Origin of the sequence: Krasilnikovia cinnamomea, from assembly GCF_004217545.1 — a bacterium.
GTDB lineage: Bacteria > Actinomycetota > Actinomycetes > Mycobacteriales > Micromonosporaceae > Actinoplanes > Actinoplanes cinnamomeus.
Genome location: NZ_SHKY01000001.1, coordinates 5,608,281 through 5,625,764 on the forward strand (window position 1 = coordinate 5,608,281; position 17,484 = coordinate 5,625,764).

Here is a 17,484-nt window from a genome sequence, read left to right on the forward strand (position 1 = left end):
CGGCCGGGGCGCCCAACCCGGAAGGCAGCCGATGACGTCCACGCTCCGGCAGCTAAATCCTTTTGGCCATCTGTTGCGACATGACCCGGTATCCGAGGCTCTCGTACAATCGGATGGCTCGCTTATTCTGGCCGAAGACGTTGAGTCCAAGTCTCGTCACTCTCAACTGACTCAGTTCCTCCTCGATCGCAAGGAGGATCGCCCGCCCGTAACCGTTGGACCGGTAGTCCGGGTCTACTTCGATGTTGTGCAGCCACGCCATTTCCGGCCGACCGGGGGCTCCGGGCAATGAGGCCCAGACCCATCCGACCACGTTGCTGTCCACGCATGCGGAGCGCAGGATCATCTTGTCGCTGTCGAAACCTTCGGGGAGAACCACCTTCATCTGACGCAGCGCCTCGGCAGCTGCGTCAGATTCGGTCATGCCCCGCTCACGCTGCAGGTCTCCGGAATATCGGGACAGCAGGGTGCCCACTCGCTCTTCGAAGGCGGACCGAGACATCGGAATAAGTGCAACCGTCATTGAGTCCCCCAGAAATATTTGCCTCGGCTACGTCGCCCGATGGCGACCACTTGACGTCAATATTACTCACTGTATTGGCGATGTCGCGGAGGGCACGTGAGGCGGTTGTGAGCGGTGCCACACGTTAGATCATCCGCTTTATCTGCTGTTACCCAGTGTGCCGAGTATTTGGCGGGGCGACACCCCGGACGGATCGCACCTCAGCAGGCACTTCTCGCCGAAAGGCGGAGATGCTGGGGGAGTAGGCCGGTTTGTAGTCACTGCAGAGAGTAACGGAGGGTTCGGGCCGCTCCAACTCGCGATCTTGACGAGCTGGGAAAGACGTGCTTTGGTGGATTTGTCGGATCGCATCGTTTATTGAGTTTCGTCGGATTTTGCCATCCACCTGACGTTCGGTCGATGCCAATGAATCGAACGGTTCAGGGGATCTGATTACTCACGGGGAGAGCATTCAGATGCGCGATTACTGCCTGATCGATCACGTCGGCTGTGCCACCTATCGCAGTGGGCTGCCCGTTTCGGCGCCTGCTAACGGCGCATGAATCCTGCAGCCGACCGTCGCTGAATACGAGTTCGGCATCCGTGAACCGAGATGCCGCCAGTCTCTCTCATGAGGCGGACGACCAGACCGGCCGCCATGCGGTGATGAAGCGTCGGCGACGGCCAGTTGATGGCGTGCTGACCGGGTCGTTCGGCTAAGTCCCATCGAATTACCCTTGCCTTGTATTACATATTTGCAAATGGAGACACGGACTGATGCCCGGATCGACCATCGATTCGCCTACCGTTTCTGCCCTGCCCACCGGTGCCTCCGAGACGATACCGGCGTTGTTCGCGCAGCGCGTTTCGGCAGATCCCACTGCGATTGCACTTGCTACTCGCGGGGCCAGCTTGACCTTTGCGGAACTCGACGCGAAAGCCGACCGGCTCGCGCGGAAACTGGCCCGGTACGGGGTAGGACCAGAACGGCTCGCCGGGGTGGTATCGAGCGAACCGGTGCAGGCGATCGTGGCGATGCTGGCCATTCTGAAATGTGGTGGCGCCTATCTGCCCCTGGACGCCGAATACCCCGCTGAGCGACTGAAGTTCATCATTGCCGACGCCGCCCCGGTGCTCCTGCTGACCGGCCGAGAATCGGTGCGCGCCGTGCCCGCGTTCACCGGGCCCCGCATCCCGATCACCGCCGACGCCGACGCCGACGCCGACGAGATTAGCGGCGGCGAGGTGAGTCTGCAGGCGGAGGTGGCGAACCTCGCCTACGTCATCTACACCTCGGGTTCGACCGGTACGCCGAAGGGTGTGGCGGTCTCCCACGCCGGCCTTTCCGGTCTGGTGCGTGAGCAGTCCCGCCGGTTCGAGATCGGGCCGGGATCCCGCGTCCTGCAATTCGCGTCGCTCTGTTTTGACGCATCCGTCTCGGAAATCTGGACCACCCTCTTGTCGGGCGCCACCCTCGTTTGTCCGGAGAAGGGACGGCTGCTGCCGGGCAGCATGCTCGCCGAATTCGTCCAGGAGCAGAACGTCAGCCATCTGACCTTGCCGCCCACCGCGCTGGACATAATGGCGCCGGAAGATCTGCCGGCGGTGACCGTCGTCGTCGCGGGGGAGGCCTGTGCGCCGGAGGTCGCGCGGAAATGGAGTGTCGGGCGCAGGCTGATCAACGCATACGGGCCGACGGAGACCACCGTCTGCGCCACCATGAGTAACCCCCTCACCTCGGGTGAGACCCCGATCGGCCGCCCTCTGGCGGGCACCAGCGCCCACGTGTTGGACACCGCTCTGCGGCTGGTACCGGTGGGTGTTGTCGGGGAGCTGTATGTGTCGGGTGCCGGGCTGGCGCGGGGTTATGTGGGTCGGCCGGGTGTGACCGCGGAACGGTTCGTGGCGGATCCGTTCGCCGGGGACGGCCGGCGGATGTACCGCACGGGTGATCTGGTGCGGTGGCGTGAGGATGGTCAGCTCGAGTTCGTCGGACGTTCCGATGCGCAGGTCAAGATTCGCGGGTACCGGGTGGAGCCGGGCGAGGTGGAGTCGGCGCTGCGGGCCTTGGACGGGGTGGCCCAGGCGATAGTCGTGGCAGACACCGACTCCGGCGGCCGCCGTCGGCTGGTCGGCTACGTCACCGCACGCGCCAACGGCCCCCTCGATGTCGCATGGCTGCGCAAGCAGTTGACGAACGTGCTCCCCGACTATCTGGTACCAGCCCATCTTGTTCAGCTGGACCGGATTCCGCTGACGCCGAGCGGCAAGGTGGACCACGGGTCGTTGCCCGCGCCGGAGGTGGTCGCCTCGAATGGCGGCAAGCCACGAACCCGGCGGGAACAGATACTGTGCGCCGCGTTCGCCGAAGTCCTAGGCGTCGAGGAGGTCGGCATCGACGACGACTTCTTCGATCTCGGCGGCGACAGCATCGTGTCGATCAACCTCATCTCCGTGGTCCGCCGCTCCGGGCTGGTCATCAAGCCGCGGGACATCTTCAAACATCGCAAGGTCGCGCCACTGGCGGCTGCCGCAACGGTCCGGGAACCCGAACCGGCGGCAGCGTTGGCCGACAACCTCGGGTCAGTGCCGCCGTCCCCGATCATGCATTGGCTCGCCGAGCGAACCACCGAGATCCGCGGGTTCCATCAGTCGATGGTGGTGCAGGTGCCCGCCGGCGCGACGGAGTCGCTTCTCACCGGTGCTCTGCAGGTGCTTCTCGACCACCACGATGCCCTGCGGATGCAGGTGGTCCCGGCATCGGACGGGCAGGGCTTCGACCTGACGGTCCGGGAACCCGGCGACGTCCGCGCGGACGGCTGCTTGGCGCGGGTCGACATCAGCGGATGGACGGAACGGGCGCGGCAGGTCGGTGAGGAGACGGCCGCCCGGGCGGCCGTCGACCGACTCGCACCCGAGTCCGGCGTGATGTTGCAGGCCGTCTGGTTCACCGACGGGCCGGAGGCGGGCCGGCTGTTGCTCGTCGTCAATCACATGGCCGTCGACGGGGTCTCCTGGCGCATCCTTATGCCGGACCTGCGGTCCGCCTACGAGGCCCTCGCTCGGGGCGAAGATCCGGTACTCCCGCCGGTGGGTACCTCCCTGCGCCAATGGTCAGAACGGCTCGTCGAGGAGGCCAGTGCTCCCCGCCGGGTCCAGGAGGCCGACTACTGGAGTTCCCTGCTGCCCGACCGTCAGCCGGTGATCGGCCGGCGGCCGATCGACCCGCAGCGGGACCGTACCCGTGACCTCGCATCGGTGACCGTGGAGCTGCCGGTCGACGTCTCCCGGGTCATTCTGACCACCGCCCCGGCAACCTTCCGCGCCCGCATCAACGACGTCCTGCTGGCCGCGCTGGGGCTCGCGACGGCGAAATGGCTGGGCAGCCGCGATGAAACCGGTCCGATCGTGGTCGACGTCGAGGGCCACGGCCGGGAGGACATCCTCCCCGGAGTGGACCTCTCCCGGACGGTCGGGTGGTTCACCACCGTGTTCCCGGTGGTGCTCGACCTGGCGGCGGCCGACTGGACCGCGGTCCGCGCCGGTGAGCCGGTCGTAGGACGCGCGGTGAGGACAGTGAGGGAGAAGCTGCGCGGCCTTCCCGACAACGGCATCGGGTACGGCATCCTCCGCTATCTGGACGGTCCGGCCCGGTCACGGATGCCTCGGGGGCCGCAGGCTGCCATCGGCTTCAACTACCTCGGCCGCTTCGGGACGCCCGGCAACGCGGACTGGAGTCCCGCCAGCCGCGGTGGAGAAGTCCTCAGTGGAAGTTTCGACCCGGCGACTCCGGTGGTGCACCCGCTCGCCGTCACGGCAGTGACGCTCGACGGAGAGGATGGCCCCCGGATCCTGACCGAGTGCTCCTTCCTGCCCGAGGTACTGACGGCCGACGAGGTGAGAGAGTTCACCGACGCGTGGTCCGACGCCCTCACCGGTCTCGCGAAGCACGTCTCCCAGACCGGCGTCGGAGGCTGCACACCATCAGACTTCCCGCTAGTGGACGTCACCATCAACGACATCGAGCGACTCGAGGACGCCTTTCCGGGCCTGGAAGCCGTGCTGCCGCTCTCGCCGCTGCAGGAAGGGCTGCTCTTCCACGCCCTGTACGACGAGAACGGTCGGGACGTCTACACCGTCCAACTCACGTGCACGCTGACGGGCGATCTGGAGCCGGAGCGGCTGCGCGCCGCCATGAACGCCCTCATCCGCCGGCACGGCGCCCTCCGCGCGCGGTTCGTACACACTGGATTGGCGCGGCCGGTGCAGGTCATCGCCCCCGCGGCCGACGGCCTTCCCTGGGACTACCAGGATGTTCGCTCGTTGGACCCCGGGCAGCGCGAGGAGCACTTCTCGACGATCTGCGCGGCGGAGCGGGCCACTCGATTCGACACCAGCCGCGAGGTGATGGTCCGCTGTGTCCTCGTCCGGACCGCGGACGAGGAGCACCGGTTGCTCGTCACGAGCCATCACCTCATCTTCGACGGCTGGTCCTCTCGGATCATGGTCCGCGATCTGCTTGCCCTCTATGCGGCGAACGGCACGGCATCGGCGCTGCCGCCGGCCGCCCCGTACTCCGACTTCCTTGCCTGGCTTCACGAACAGGACCACGATGCGGCCACCGCGGCCTGGCGTACCGCGTTGGCGGGCCTCACCGGTCCCACCCTCGTGGCGGGACCACGCGCCGCGTCCGCGGCTACGCCGGCGGACCGAATCGACCTCGCCCTGACAACCGAGGAGAGCGCCCGGCTCATCCGCTTCGCGCGGTCGTGCGGGCTTACGCTCAACACCGTCTTCCAGGGAGCCTGGGCGCTGCTGCTCAGCCATCTCACGGGCATCGATGACGTGGTGTTCGGCGCCACCGTCGCCGGTCGTCCACCCGAGGTGCCCCGCGCCGACGAGATGGTCGGCCTCTTCATCAACACGCTGCCGGTCCGCGCCCGGATCGATCGGTCACGGCCGGGCAACACATTCCTGACCGACCTGCAGGATCGCCAGGCCGAACTCATGGAATTCTCCTACGTCGGCCTGGGCCAGTTACAGGCTCTCAGCGGCCTGGCCACGCTGTTCGACACGATCGTGGTGTTCGAAAACTACCCCGGCGGCGGAACCGAGCAGGACGACGACTCCAGCACGATCCGGCTGAGCGGCCTCGACGGCTATGACGTGACCGACTATGCGCTGGCACTGGTCGTCATGCCGGGGGAGCACATCGACCTGCGTCTGGACTACCGTTCGGATGCCGTCACGAAATCGCTGGCCGCAAGCATCCTGCACCGGCTGCGGCATCTCCTCCTCGCGATGACGACCGATGCCCGCATACCGGTCGGACAGCTCACCATCGCCGACCCCGGGGATGCCGCTCAACTGCTGGCTGCCGGAACCGGCGCGGCATCACCGACGATCGCCGGCGGCGTGGGTGAAGCGATCTGCCGCATCGCGCACGAGCAACCGGACAGCATCGCGGTGCGATGCGGCGATATCGCCCTGTCGTACGGGGAGTTGGACAAAGCCGCGGCTAGCCTGGCGGCCCGGCTCGTCGCCGCGGGTGTGTGCCCCGAGAGCCGGGTGATCGTCTTCCAGCAGCGCTCGGCCGGCCTGGTGGTCTCGCTGCTGGCCGTCGCCCGGTCGGGTGCATCGTATGTGCCTCTGCTGGGCAGTTCCCCAACCGCGTGGCTGCGCGAGTCGATCACCGACGCCGCGCCGCGAGTGATCCTCACTGATCGGGCCCTGTCGGCACACGAGCTCTTCGCGGAACCTCTAACCGTGCCGATGATCGTCGTCGACGACCCGGCACTGGCTACGTGGGAGCCGCTGGCACCGCAGCCCTGCCACCCGGACCAGGTCGTCGGCCTGGCGTACACGTCCGGCTCGACCGGGACGGCCAAGCCGGTCGGTACCACACATGCGGACCTACTCTGGTTGGCATCGGAGCCGAGCTGGGGCGAGAGACCACAGCGGGTTCTGCTGTATTCGCCGCACAATTGGGACGCACTCTCCTTCGAACTGTGGGCTACCCTCCTGCAGGGCGGCGAGGTCGTCGTCGCGCCGCCTGGTGACACCGACCCCGCCGTCATTCGGGCGCTCGTCGCCCGCTACGACATCAGCCGGATGTGGATCACCGCGGGCTTGTTCGATCTGCTCGCCGAGGACGACCCGGCCGCGCTCGCCCGGCTCGACCAGGTGTGGACCGGTGGCGATGTGGTGTCCCCCGAATCGGTCCACCGATTCCTGACAGCCTGCCCCGACACGCGCCTCTTCAACGGCTACGGCCCGTGCGAGGCGACGGTCTTCACCACGTGTCACCCGATCACGTCCGCCGCTGAACTGCAGCGCGCCGTTCCCATTGGCAGACCAATCAGTGGCAAGAACGTCTATGTCCTCGACACCGCTCTGCGGCTGGTACCGGTGGGTGTTGTCGGGGAGCTGTATGTGTCGGGTGCCGGGCTGGCGCGGGGTTATGTGGGTCGGCCGGGTGTGACCGCGGAACGGTTCGTGGCGGATCCGTTCGCCGGGGACGGCCGGCGGATGTACCGCACGGGTGATCTGGTGCGGTGGCGTGAGGATGGTCAGCTCGAGTTCGTCGGACGTTCCGATGCGCAGGTCAAGATTCGCGGGTACCGGGTGGAGCCGGGCGAGGTGGAGTCGGCGCTGCGGGCCTTGGACGGGGTGGCCCAGGCGATAGTCGTGGCAGACACCGACTCCGGCGGCCGCCGTCGGCTGGTCGGCTACGTGCTACCCGACGCGGGCCGTACCCTCGACGGGAGTGACCTGCGCCGCCGCTTGTCCGCGGTGGTACCCGACGCTCTGGTACCCGCCGTGGTCATGGTGGTGGACGCGTTCCCGTTGACCCCGAACGGCAAGGTCGATCGCGCTTCCCTACCGGCGGCTGAGGCGTCGGTGCCGGCCGGCCGACGGCCACGTACATGGCGTGAACGCGTGTTGTGCGAGGCGTTCGCGGCAGCGCTCGACCGGCAACGGGTGAGCATCGATGACAACTTCTTCGATCTGGGCGGCAATTCCCTGATCGCGATACGGCTCATCGGCCGGATCCGAAGTGCCCTGCAGACCGACCTCAACATCCGCGATCTTTTCGAGGCGCCCACCGTCGCCGCCTTGCAGGAACGCCAGGCCGGGCAGTCGGCCTCCGCGCATGTGAACTTGGTCAGATACCCCCTGCCGGACCGGATCCCCTTGTCGTCCGCCCAGCGCGGCCTGTGGTTCATCGACCGGCTGCAGGGCGCCAGCCCGGCCTACAACGTGCCGTTGGCTTTGCGCCTCACCGATGACATCGATGTGGTGGCCCTGGATCAGGCGCTCGCGGATGTGGTTGCGCGCCACGACGCCCTGCGCACCGTCTACCGGGACACCGATGGAGAGCCCTGGCAGACCATTCTTCCACCGGCCGACTGCCCGTTCCGGCTCATCGAGTGCCGGGTCAGTGAACGAGATCTGATCAGTCGCCTGGAGTCCTGCGCCCGGGAACCGTTCGACTTGGCCGCGCGCCCACCGGTGCGAGCGAGGTTGTTCCACGTCGAGGCAGGCACGCCCGTCCTGCTGCTCGTCGTCCACCACATCGCCGCCGACGGCGCGTCACTGGCCCCACTGATCCGGGATCTCGGTGCGGCGTATCGGGCCCGGCGTGCGGGTGAAAGCCCCGAGCTGCCGGAACTCCCCGTCCGCTACGTCGATTTCAGCGAGTGGCAGCGCCAGGTGCTCGGTGATGAGCAGGACCCGACCAGCGAGATCAGTCGCCAACTCGCCTTTTGGAGGCAGTCCCTCGCCGGCATTCCCGACCACCCGCCGATCCCGACCGACCACCCGCGTCGTCCGGCCGTGGACGGCGCGGCCGGGGTGGTCCGTTGGACCCTGCCGGCAACCACCCACGCGGCGTTGCTGGCGCTGGCCCGGCAGAACCAGGCGACCCTGTTCATGGTTCTGCACACCGCGGTGGCCGCAGCGCTGAGCAGAATGGGCGCCGGTACCGACATCACGGTCGGTGCTCCCGTCGCCGGGCGGCCGGACTGGATCCTGGATGATCTCGTCGGATACTTCGTCAACACGGTGACGCTGCGAACGGACACCACCGGCCGCCCGTCGTTCCGGACTCTGTTGGCCCGCGTCCGCGAGGACGACCTTGCCGCCTTCGCTCACCAGGACGTGCCGTTCGACCGCGTGGTGGAGGCGATCAATCCGGTACGGACGCTCGCCTGGCACCCGCTATACCAGGTGATGCTCAGCATGTTCGATGACCACGCCTACGACGCGGATCTCATTGCCGACACGGCGCAGGAGATTCCGTTGGACCCGGCCGCGGCTGATTTCGACCTCGCGTTCGAGCTACGGCCGCAGATTCGCCCGGACGGGGAACCTGACGACATCAACGCCGTCCTCGGGTTCCGCGCGGATCTGTTCGAGCGACAGACGATCGAGCGTCTCGTTGGTGATCTGGACGGCATCCTGCAAGCCGCCCTGGAGGATCCCGACCGCGAGCTGGAGCTCGGTGCTGCGCAGGCGACACTGGACGAGCCCAGCGCCGACGTCCCGGTGCCCGCGAGGCAGTCCCCCAGCACCGAACTCGAGCGCACGCTGTGCGGGCTGTTCGCCGAGGCTCTGGGCCGTGCCGAGGTCGGTGTGTCGGACAACTTCTTCGGCATCGGCGGCCACTCACTGTTAGGTGTACGCCTGATGGCCCGCATTCGGGCCAGGCTGGGCGGTGACCTGACCGTGCGGGATCTGATCGCACACCCCACGGCCGCCGACCTGGCAACGCGTTTCCAGGACGGCCAGGGAGGCGACGGGTTCGACGTGGCCCTGCCCCTCCGGGACCGGGCCACCGGACTAGCGCTGTTCTGCTTTCCACCGGCAAGCGGCTTGTCGTGGGCGTACGCCGGACTGCTCGCCCACATCCCGGACGGCGTCTCGGTTTACGGGCTGCAGGCCCGCGGACTCCAACCGGATGGCGGTGCTCCGCATCAGACGCTGGATGAGATGATCGACGACTATCTCGTCACGCTGCGCCGGATCCGGCCGAACGGCCCCTACGCGCTGCTCGGCTGGTCGTTCGGTGGCAACATCGCGCACCTCGTCGCGACCAGGCTGCAAGCGGAGGGCGAGGATGTGGCCATGCTCGTGCTGCTCGATGCATACCCACCGCAGCCGACGAAGTCCTCGGAAGAAATTGACGAGGCATGGACGGTCCGGGCACTGCTGCGCCTGAACGGGCATCGGTGCGACGGGGACTGCGAGCTCACCGACCCGCTGGCCCATGCGGCCAGGATCCTGGCTGAGCCGGACGCCCCGCTCTCGGCGTTGCCAGCCGATCGGATCCGGCGCGTGCTGTCGGTTGTCCGCAACAGCGCCAGGCTCGGGGCCGGGTTGCGCCAGGGGCGGTTCGACGGTGACACGATCCTGTTCGTTGCCGGCGCCGACGGAGTCGACCCCGAAGACGCGGCGGCGGCGTGGCGACCGTTTCTAGCCGGCGATGTCGAGACCCGGGTCGTCGATGTCACCCACGATGGCATGCCCCGGCCCGCCGCCCTGGCACACATCGCCGATGCCCTTCGGCCGGCGTTTGACCGACTGCTGGCACCCGAGATCAGGACCGTGAAAGGCGAAATCGATGACTAATCCGTTCGACGTCCCGGACGCCGCATACCTCGTGCTCAGCAACGACGAGGACCAGTACTCGCTGTGGCCGGCGTTTGCTGAGGTCCCGTCCGGCTGGAGTGTGCGGCGGGACGCGACCACCCGGGGGGAAGCCCTGCAGTTCATCGAGGAGAACTGGACCGACATGCGTCCTCGCAGCCTCGTGGAACAGATGAACGCCTCTTCCTGAAAACAACCACGGTGGTTTCGCACACCCCGCCAGAAGGATTGAGGAGATGCATCCCGTACGCCAGTACTACGACTATGTCGACCGAGGCGACCTGTCGTCGTTGATCAACCTCTTCGCGGAAGAGGTGATCTACCACCGTCCCGGGTACGCCCCCATCGTCGGGCGGCCGGCGCTTGAGGAGTTCTACCGGCAGCATCGTGTCATCGAAAGCGGCCGCCACGAGCTCACCGAGGTGGTGGAGGAGAACGACCGAGTGGCCGTACGCGGGCACTTCGCCGGCAGCCTGAAAGACGGACGCGACGTACAGGTGGCGTTCGCCGACTTCTTCCGCATCGACGCCGAGGGTCTGTTCGTCCGCCGGGACACCTACTTTTTCACCCCGGCCGTGTGAGCTTGTCGACGACAGCGAAGGGCGAGATGGAGATGATGGACGCACCCCCTCGACCGCAGGAGGTGTCTGTGGCGGATCTCCGAGGTCTGGCGCCGATGCCCGTCAACCCGCGCATCGATGACAATCGACGGCTCGAGGAGCCCGCCGGGCCAGCGTTCGGTCAGGCGTTCACTGAGCACCTGGTCTCGTTGGAGTGGACGTCCGCACGCGGGTGGCACGACCCCGGACTGCGCGAGCTCCACGCGCTCGACTGGCACCCCGCAACCGTGGGCCTGCACTACGGTCAGGCGGTGTTCGAGGGACTGAAGGCATATCGCCTGCCCGACGACGGCATGGGACTCTTCAGACCCGAAGCCCATGGCCGCCGCCTGCAGGCCTCCGCGCGACGCCTCTGCCTGCCCGTCCTTCCGGTCGACCTCTTCACCGCCGCCGTGACCCGCCTGGTGACGGCCGATGCGCACCTGCTTCCCGACGGTCCGGGGCTGAGCCTGTACCTCAGACCGCTGCTGTACGCCGCGGACGAATCGCTGGCCCTACGGCCGGGCCGTCGTTGCCGATTTCTGGTGATGGCATTCGTCACCGAAGGATTCTTCGGACCGGACGTGCGGCCCATCCGGGTCTGGGTCAACGAACGGTCCGCTCGTGCCGTGCCCGGCGGGACCGGCGCCGTGAAATACGCGGGCAACTACGCGACCTCCTACGCGGCTCAGGAGGAAGCGAACGCTCAGGACTGCGACCAGGTCGTCTGGCTCGATGCCCTGGAACGCCGCTGGATCGAGGAACTTGGCGCCATGAACGTCTTTTTCGTGTACGGCAGCGGCTCCGACGCGCGACTGGTCACGCCACCGCTGGATGGGAACATCCTTCCCGGAATCACCCGCGACTCGGTGCTGACCCTGGCCGACCATCTCGGATACCGCACCGAGCAGCGCCGGATCTCGGTGGACGAGTGGAGGGTGGGCTGCGGTACCGGAGAGATCACCGAGGTGTTCGCGACCGGCACCGCCGCAGGGGTGTCACCGGTCGGCGACGTACGCTCGCGGACCCGTGACTGGACCGTCGGCAACGGCCGTCCCGGACCGATCACCACCACACTGCACCGGGAACTGCGGCGCATACAGCGTGGACAGCGCAGGACGCCGGCATGGATGCACAGGGTCACGGAGGTGTCGTGACCGTGGCAAACCCCTTCCCCGTCGACCTGGCAGACCCTCAGCTGTACCGCAGCGCCCGGCGCTACGACATGTGGCGCGACTTCGTGTCCGCCGACCAGGTGGTATGGAGTCCACCCGGAAAATCACCTACTGGCTTCTACTCGGTGTTCTCGCACGCGGCATGCTCTCAGGTACTCGCGCCGAATGCGCCGTTCACGTCCGAGTACGGAATGATGATCGGCTTCGACCGGGACCATCCCGACAAGGCCGGGCAGCACATGCTCGTGGTCGCGGAGGGCGACCGGCACTCGAGCCTACGGCGGTTGATCGGCCCGTTCCTTTCCCGAGCCTCGGCGTCCTCCCTGCAGGGTTTCGTCGAGCGGGAGGTCGCCGAGCTGCTCGTGCTGCTGCGGACCGGCGCCGATTCGAATGCGGCCGTCCAGGCGGGATCAAGACTGCCGGCCGCTGTCGTGTGCGAGATCCTCGGCGTGCCGGACTCGGATCGGGAACTTGTCATCACACTCACCAACCACGCGTTCGGCGGCGAAGAACCGTCGATGGCGGACATGTCACCGTCCGAAGCGCACGCCGAGATCCTCAGCTATTTCGTCGACATCATCGCGGACCATCGGCGCCACCAGCGTAGCGACCTCGTTGCTGCCATGATCGACGAAGGGACGATGGATGATCGGGCGATCCTGATGAACTGCGACAACGTCCTGATCGGCGGCAACGAGACCACCCGACACGCCGTGACCGGCGCCTTCCACGCCCTCGCCACCGCGGGCGACCTGCTGCCGCGCCTGCGTGCCGGGCAGTTCCGGATCGAACAGGCCGTCGAGGAGATCCTGCGGTGGACGTCGCCGGCGATGCACGTCCTGCGCGTGGCCACGCGCGACGTCACCGTCGCAGGGCAGAAGATCGCCGAGGGGACGCCCGTCGTCGCCTGGCTGCCCGCCGCGAACCGGGACCCCCGGATGTTCACCGCACCGGATGTCGTTCGCGCGGACCGGCACCCCAACCGCCATCTGACCTTCGGGCACGGTCCGCACCACTGCCTCGGGGCGGCGCTGGCCCGTGTCGAACTCGGCGTACTGCTGACTGCGCTGACTGCGAAGCTGGAAGGGCTCGAGATCGCGGGAGTTCCGCAATGGATGAGCGTCCTTCAGGTCCAGGGGTACAGCAGCCTGCCCCTCACCTTCCAGTGGCGATGACAGGCTGAAATCTCCATTCACGAAACTGCGCTCGTATCGGCATGCAGCTCGCTGTCATGCCTTGAAGAGGAAGGGCCGCTCGACATTGTCAGATCCCGCCGCCGAGGAGGCGGAGCAAGTCCCGCTCGGCCGTAACCGCGACTTCAAGCGGCTGTGGTTGAGCCAAGCATTGTCCGCAACCGGGTCGCGCGTCAGCTTCCTCGTCTATCCACTGCTCATCCTCGCGCTCTTCGAATCCGTCGCCGCGGCCAGTGCCGTAGCCGCCGTCTGCGCCCTCTCTGAGGTCGTCGCCCGGCTACCAGCAGGGGTGTTGCTCGACCGTCTCCAACGCCGGTCGGTGATGCTCTGGTGCGAGACCGCCCGCATCCTCGCGATGGTCGTCGCCATCGTAACGATCGCCACCGGCAGCGCCACGCTTTGGCTGATCATGTTGGTCGCGGCGGTGGATGCGGGCGGCGCCGCGCTCTTCGTCTCCGCGGAACGGACGGCACTGCGCCACATCGTGCCGATGGAGCAGATCCAGACTGCGGCCGCCCGCAACGAGGCCCGCACCTTTACCGCCGAACTTCTCGGCCCCGCACTGGGCGGCGTGCTTCTGAACATCGCCCGGGTGGCGCCGTTCATTTTCAATGCGTTCGCTTACTCCCTCTCATTCCTGTCCGTCCTGGCCATCCGCAAGCCACTGCAGAGCCCTCGCGAGCAGGACGGCGAGGGGGTATGGGCCTCCTTCCTCATCGGTGCCCAGTTCCTGTTCCACCAGCCGTTCCTACGTGCCCTGGCCGCCATCGGGCCCCTGCTCAACATGGCTTTCACCGGCACCATGTTCGTCGTCGTGGTGGTGCTGAACGAGGCCGGTGTGCCGTCCTACGGCGTAGGTGTATGCCTGGCCGTCGTAGCGTCCGGCGGCATCCTCGGAGCGGTCCTCGCGCCGATGCTGCAGCGCAAGCTCCCGCCCCGGCGGCTCGTGGTGATTCTCTCCTGGACGAGCGCATCTATGGTGGCGCTCTGCATCGTGCTGCCCGCCGGTTACTGGATGGTGGTACCGCTGCCGATCCTCGTACTTTTCGCGCCGCCGACCACCTCCATCCTGTTCGGGCACCAAACGGCGGTGACGCCAGACCATCTGCACGGCCGCGTCGTCGCCGCCATGGGCCTGCTGATCTCCGGGCTCAACCCCTTCGCGCCCTTGTTGGCGGGACTTCTGCTGGAGACTTGGAATCACGCCGTGGCGTTCGCCGCGTTCACGTTCATCTTCGTGATTGCATCGATCATCGTGACTTTCAGCAAGGGTGTGCGCATGTTGTCGGCGGCGAAGTTTGCCCCCGGTATCGTAGAAAGGACCTCACACCCATGACCCCGCAATCGCTCTACGCATGGTTCGCAGCCAGCGTCGAGGCCTACCCGGAAGCGACCGCCATCGAGGTCAGGGGCCGTGCACTGTCATACCGGCACCTGCACGATGTCGTCGAGGAACTGGCCGCGCTCATCGCGAGCCGACCCGGCGGACCGTACCGGCGGATCGCCGTTCCCAGCGACCGGGGCGCCATCGGCTACGTGGCGTATCTGGCCGTGCAGCGATTGGGCGCAACGGTCGTACCGGTCAATCCCGATTTCCCGTCGCAGCGCAACGCAGCGATCTTCGCCGCAGCTGAAGTGGATCTCCTGGTGGTGGACACCGACGGGATCGCATTCTCACAGATCCCGCACGGCATCACCGCTGTTGCCGTATCGATGGATGAGCTCGAGCGCGGATCAGCGGATCGCGGCGTCCTCCCCGCTTATCACAGTAGCGAGGACGACGTCGCCTACATCCTGTTCACCTCCGGCTCGACCGGCACTCCGAAAGGGGTCCCGATCGAGCACCGGAATCTGAACCGCTATCTCGATTTCCACATCCGCCGGTTCCAAGTCGGTCCCGGTTGTCGACTGTCCCAGGTGTTCGACCTGACCTTCGACCTGTCGGTGTTCGACATGTTCGTCGGCTGGGGCGCGGGTGCGACCGTCGTCGTTGCAGACCGCATCGACCTGTTGTCGCCTGCCGACTACATCCGCGAGAAGCGACTGACACACTGGTTCTCCGTACCGTCAGTCGTCTCGCTGGCCGGCGAAGACGGCAGCCTCCGTCCGGCGTCCCTGCCGTCGCTGCGCTGGAGCATCTTCTGCGGTGAACGGCTCACCTACCGGCAAGCAGGAGCCTGGGCGGCGGCCGCCCCCGGATCGTCGATCGACAATTTGTACGGTCCAACCGAACTGACCATCTCGTGCACCGCCTACCGGCTTCCGGCCAATCGCGATGAGTGGCCGCGCACGCACAACGACACGGTCCCGATCGGGCCGGTCCTGCCGTGGCTGGAGGCGCTGATCGTCGATGAGCGCGGCGACGAGGGAGACGTCGGTGAGCTATGCGTACGCGGTCCGCAGCGGTTCGCCGGCTATCTGGATCCGGTCGAGAACCAGCACCGGTTCTTCGAACCGGCGTTGGCGGACACCCGCGGTCATAGTGGGCCGTTGACCGACGACCACTACTACCGAACCGGCGATGTGGTGAGGGTCGAACCGGCCGGGATCGTCCATGTGGGTCGTGTGGACCACCAGATCAAAAACAGGGGATTCCGGATCGAGCCGGGCGACATCGAGGCGGTCCTTAATCGGCACCCCTCCATAAATGAGGCGATCGTTGTCACACCGCACGATGGGTCGGAGCCCGAGCTGCTGGCAGCGTACACCGGCGATCCCGTCGCAGTGAACGAGCTCATGCAGTACACCCACCAACACCTGCCCGCCTACATGGTGCCGGTCGGCTTCGTGCGGCTGGAAAGCCTTCCACGCACCAGCAACGGCAAGGTCGACCGGCGATCGATCACAAAGACGGTGCAGTCGGTGTGGCGGGTCTGACGCGATCCGGAATTCTTCTGAGAGAAGGGTCATCGCATGCAGGATGGTCGTCGTCCCCGTCTCATCGTCATGTTCGAGGAAGGAGCGGTCACCCCGTCCGAAATCCTGCTGAGCCTCACGGAATGGGCTGACCTCATCATCGTGCTCGGCGACTCACCGTACACCCTGACGGCCGCGCCCTTCCTCGAAGGCATCGCCGAAACGACGCCGCTGCAACAGCCGCGCGATCAGCTGATCGCGCTACTGCGGCAGTGGGAGCCCGACGGCATCATCACGTACGCAGAAAGAATGCTCGTTCCCACCGCCGAGATCGCGGACGCGCTGAATCTGCTGTTCCATTCGCCGGAGACGGCGATGCTGCTGCGCGACAAGTACGCCCAGCGGCGGCGGCTGGCGGCCGCCGGCGTTCAGGAGACCAAGAGCGCCCACCTACGCGATACCACGCAATGGTCGAATGTTGTGCGCGATGTCGGACTTCCCGTAGTGGTCAAGCCACGGCTCGGTGAGGGAAGCCAGTACACGCACCTGGTACGCGACGAGGCCTCCGGCGCGATGCTGCTCAGCCGCCTGGCCGCGGAGTACGGCGGCGAGCTTGTCGCCGAGGAGTTTATCGAAGGTCAATCCCGGTTACCGTTCGGCGACTACGTCTCAGTGGAGAGTTACGTCGTCGAGGGCGAGATCACTCATCTCGCCATCACCGGGAAATTCCCCATTTTGCCCCCGTTCCGGGAACAGGGCCACTTCTGGCCCGCACCGGTCTCGTCCGCCGAACACGACGAGATCATCGCCCTGACCCGGCGTGCATTGCTCGCCCTCGATATCCGCACCGGCATCACCCATACCGAGGTGAAACTGACCTCTGAAGGCCCACGACTGATCGAGGTGAACGGCCGCATCGGCGGTCAGATCAACGAGCTGGCACTGCGCGCGTGCGGGGTGGATCTGATCGCGGCGGCCGCCGCGATCGCAATGGGCCATCCCGTCCATGGGTTGGCATTAAATCCACAGGGAACGTTCTTTCAATACCACAACCTGCCGCCGCTAGCGGCGTGCCGGCTGACCGAGGTCAGCGGCGTGCAGGACGCCAAGCAGGTCGACGGCGTCCAGTCATACGAGGTTTACCTGCACCCACCGGCGGAACTGAACCGCGGAGTGATGACGACGTGGATCGACGTCATCCGGGGACGGGCCACCAACCACCTCGAGATGCTGGACATCCTCGACCGCGCGAACGCGAAACTGTCATTCACCTATGACACGGTTGAGGGGCCTCTGACCGCGCCGGCGATGTGGACGCTGCAACGAACCGGTAGCGCCCTGGTCGGCCCGCCCATCTGACCTCTTTCTTCATCAGTGAGTGAACTGATCTCAGCAAGGAAGAGCTACTAATTCTGGATGACACGGGTGAATAGGTAGTATCGGACGTTCCTGGAAATAGACGTGGAGCCATCGATAGACAGGTCTTGCGACAGATCCACGTCTTCGAGAGG

General features: G+C 66.5%; 9 protein-coding genes. 8 read left to right on the forward strand and 1 reads right to left on the reverse strand.

What is annotated here, in order from left to right; genetic code table 11:
* Positions 1-52: 52 nt before the first annotated feature.
* Positions 53-475 (reverse strand): GNAT family N-acetyltransferase, encoded by a 423-nt coding sequence (locus tag EV385_RS25700; RefSeq protein ID WP_165449586.1) that lies wholly within the window; start codon positions 473-475, stop codon positions 53-55.
* A gap of 804 nt (positions 476-1,279) precedes the next feature.
* Here EV385_RS25700 and EV385_RS25705 point away from each other — a divergent pair.
* From EV385_RS25705 to EV385_RS25740, 8 genes are all read left to right on the forward strand, one after another.
* Entirely contained in the window at positions 1,280-10,132 is an 8,853-nt protein-coding gene (locus EV385_RS25705; protein ID WP_130511767.1) for a non-ribosomal peptide synthetase, read from the forward strand.
* Positions 10,125-10,340 carry an MbtH family protein gene (locus EV385_RS25710; protein ID WP_130511768.1) on the forward strand — a complete coding sequence of 72 codons (216 nt, stop codon included), beginning with the start codon at positions 10,125-10,127 and terminating at the stop codon, positions 10,338-10,340. Before EV385_RS25705 ends, EV385_RS25710 begins: the two co-directional genes overlap by 8 nt.
* A gap of 46 nt (positions 10,341-10,386) precedes the next feature.
* Complete coding sequence (locus EV385_RS25715; RefSeq protein WP_130511769.1) at positions 10,387-10,731, forward strand: nuclear transport factor 2 family protein; 345 nt, start codon at positions 10,387-10,389, stop codon at positions 10,729-10,731.
* A gap of 68 nt (positions 10,732-10,799) precedes the next feature.
* Positions 10,800-11,906 (forward strand): branched-chain amino acid aminotransferase, encoded by a 1,107-nt coding sequence (locus tag EV385_RS25720; protein ID WP_165449587.1) that lies wholly within the window; start codon positions 10,800-10,802, stop codon positions 11,904-11,906.
* Positions 11,903-13,099, forward strand: coding sequence for a cytochrome P450 (locus EV385_RS25725; protein ID WP_207229935.1), 1,197 nt, complete (start codon positions 11,903-11,905; stop codon positions 13,097-13,099). The genes EV385_RS25720 and EV385_RS25725 overlap by 4 nt, the downstream gene beginning before the upstream one ends.
* 61 nt (positions 13,100-13,160) lie before the next feature.
* Positions 13,161-14,453, forward strand: coding sequence for an MFS transporter (locus EV385_RS25730; RefSeq protein WP_165449588.1), 1,293 nt, complete (start codon positions 13,161-13,163; stop codon positions 14,451-14,453).
* Positions 14,450-15,994, forward strand: coding sequence for an amino acid adenylation domain-containing protein (locus tag EV385_RS25735; RefSeq protein ID WP_130511773.1), 1,545 nt, complete (start codon positions 14,450-14,452; stop codon positions 15,992-15,994). The genes EV385_RS25730 and EV385_RS25735 overlap by 4 nt, the downstream gene beginning before the upstream one ends.
* Positions 15,995-16,030: 36 nt before the next feature.
* Complete coding sequence (locus EV385_RS25740; RefSeq protein ID WP_130511774.1) at positions 16,031-17,332, forward strand: ATP-grasp domain-containing protein; 1,302 nt, start codon at positions 16,031-16,033, stop codon at positions 17,330-17,332.
* Positions 17,333-17,484 lie beyond the last annotated feature (152 nt).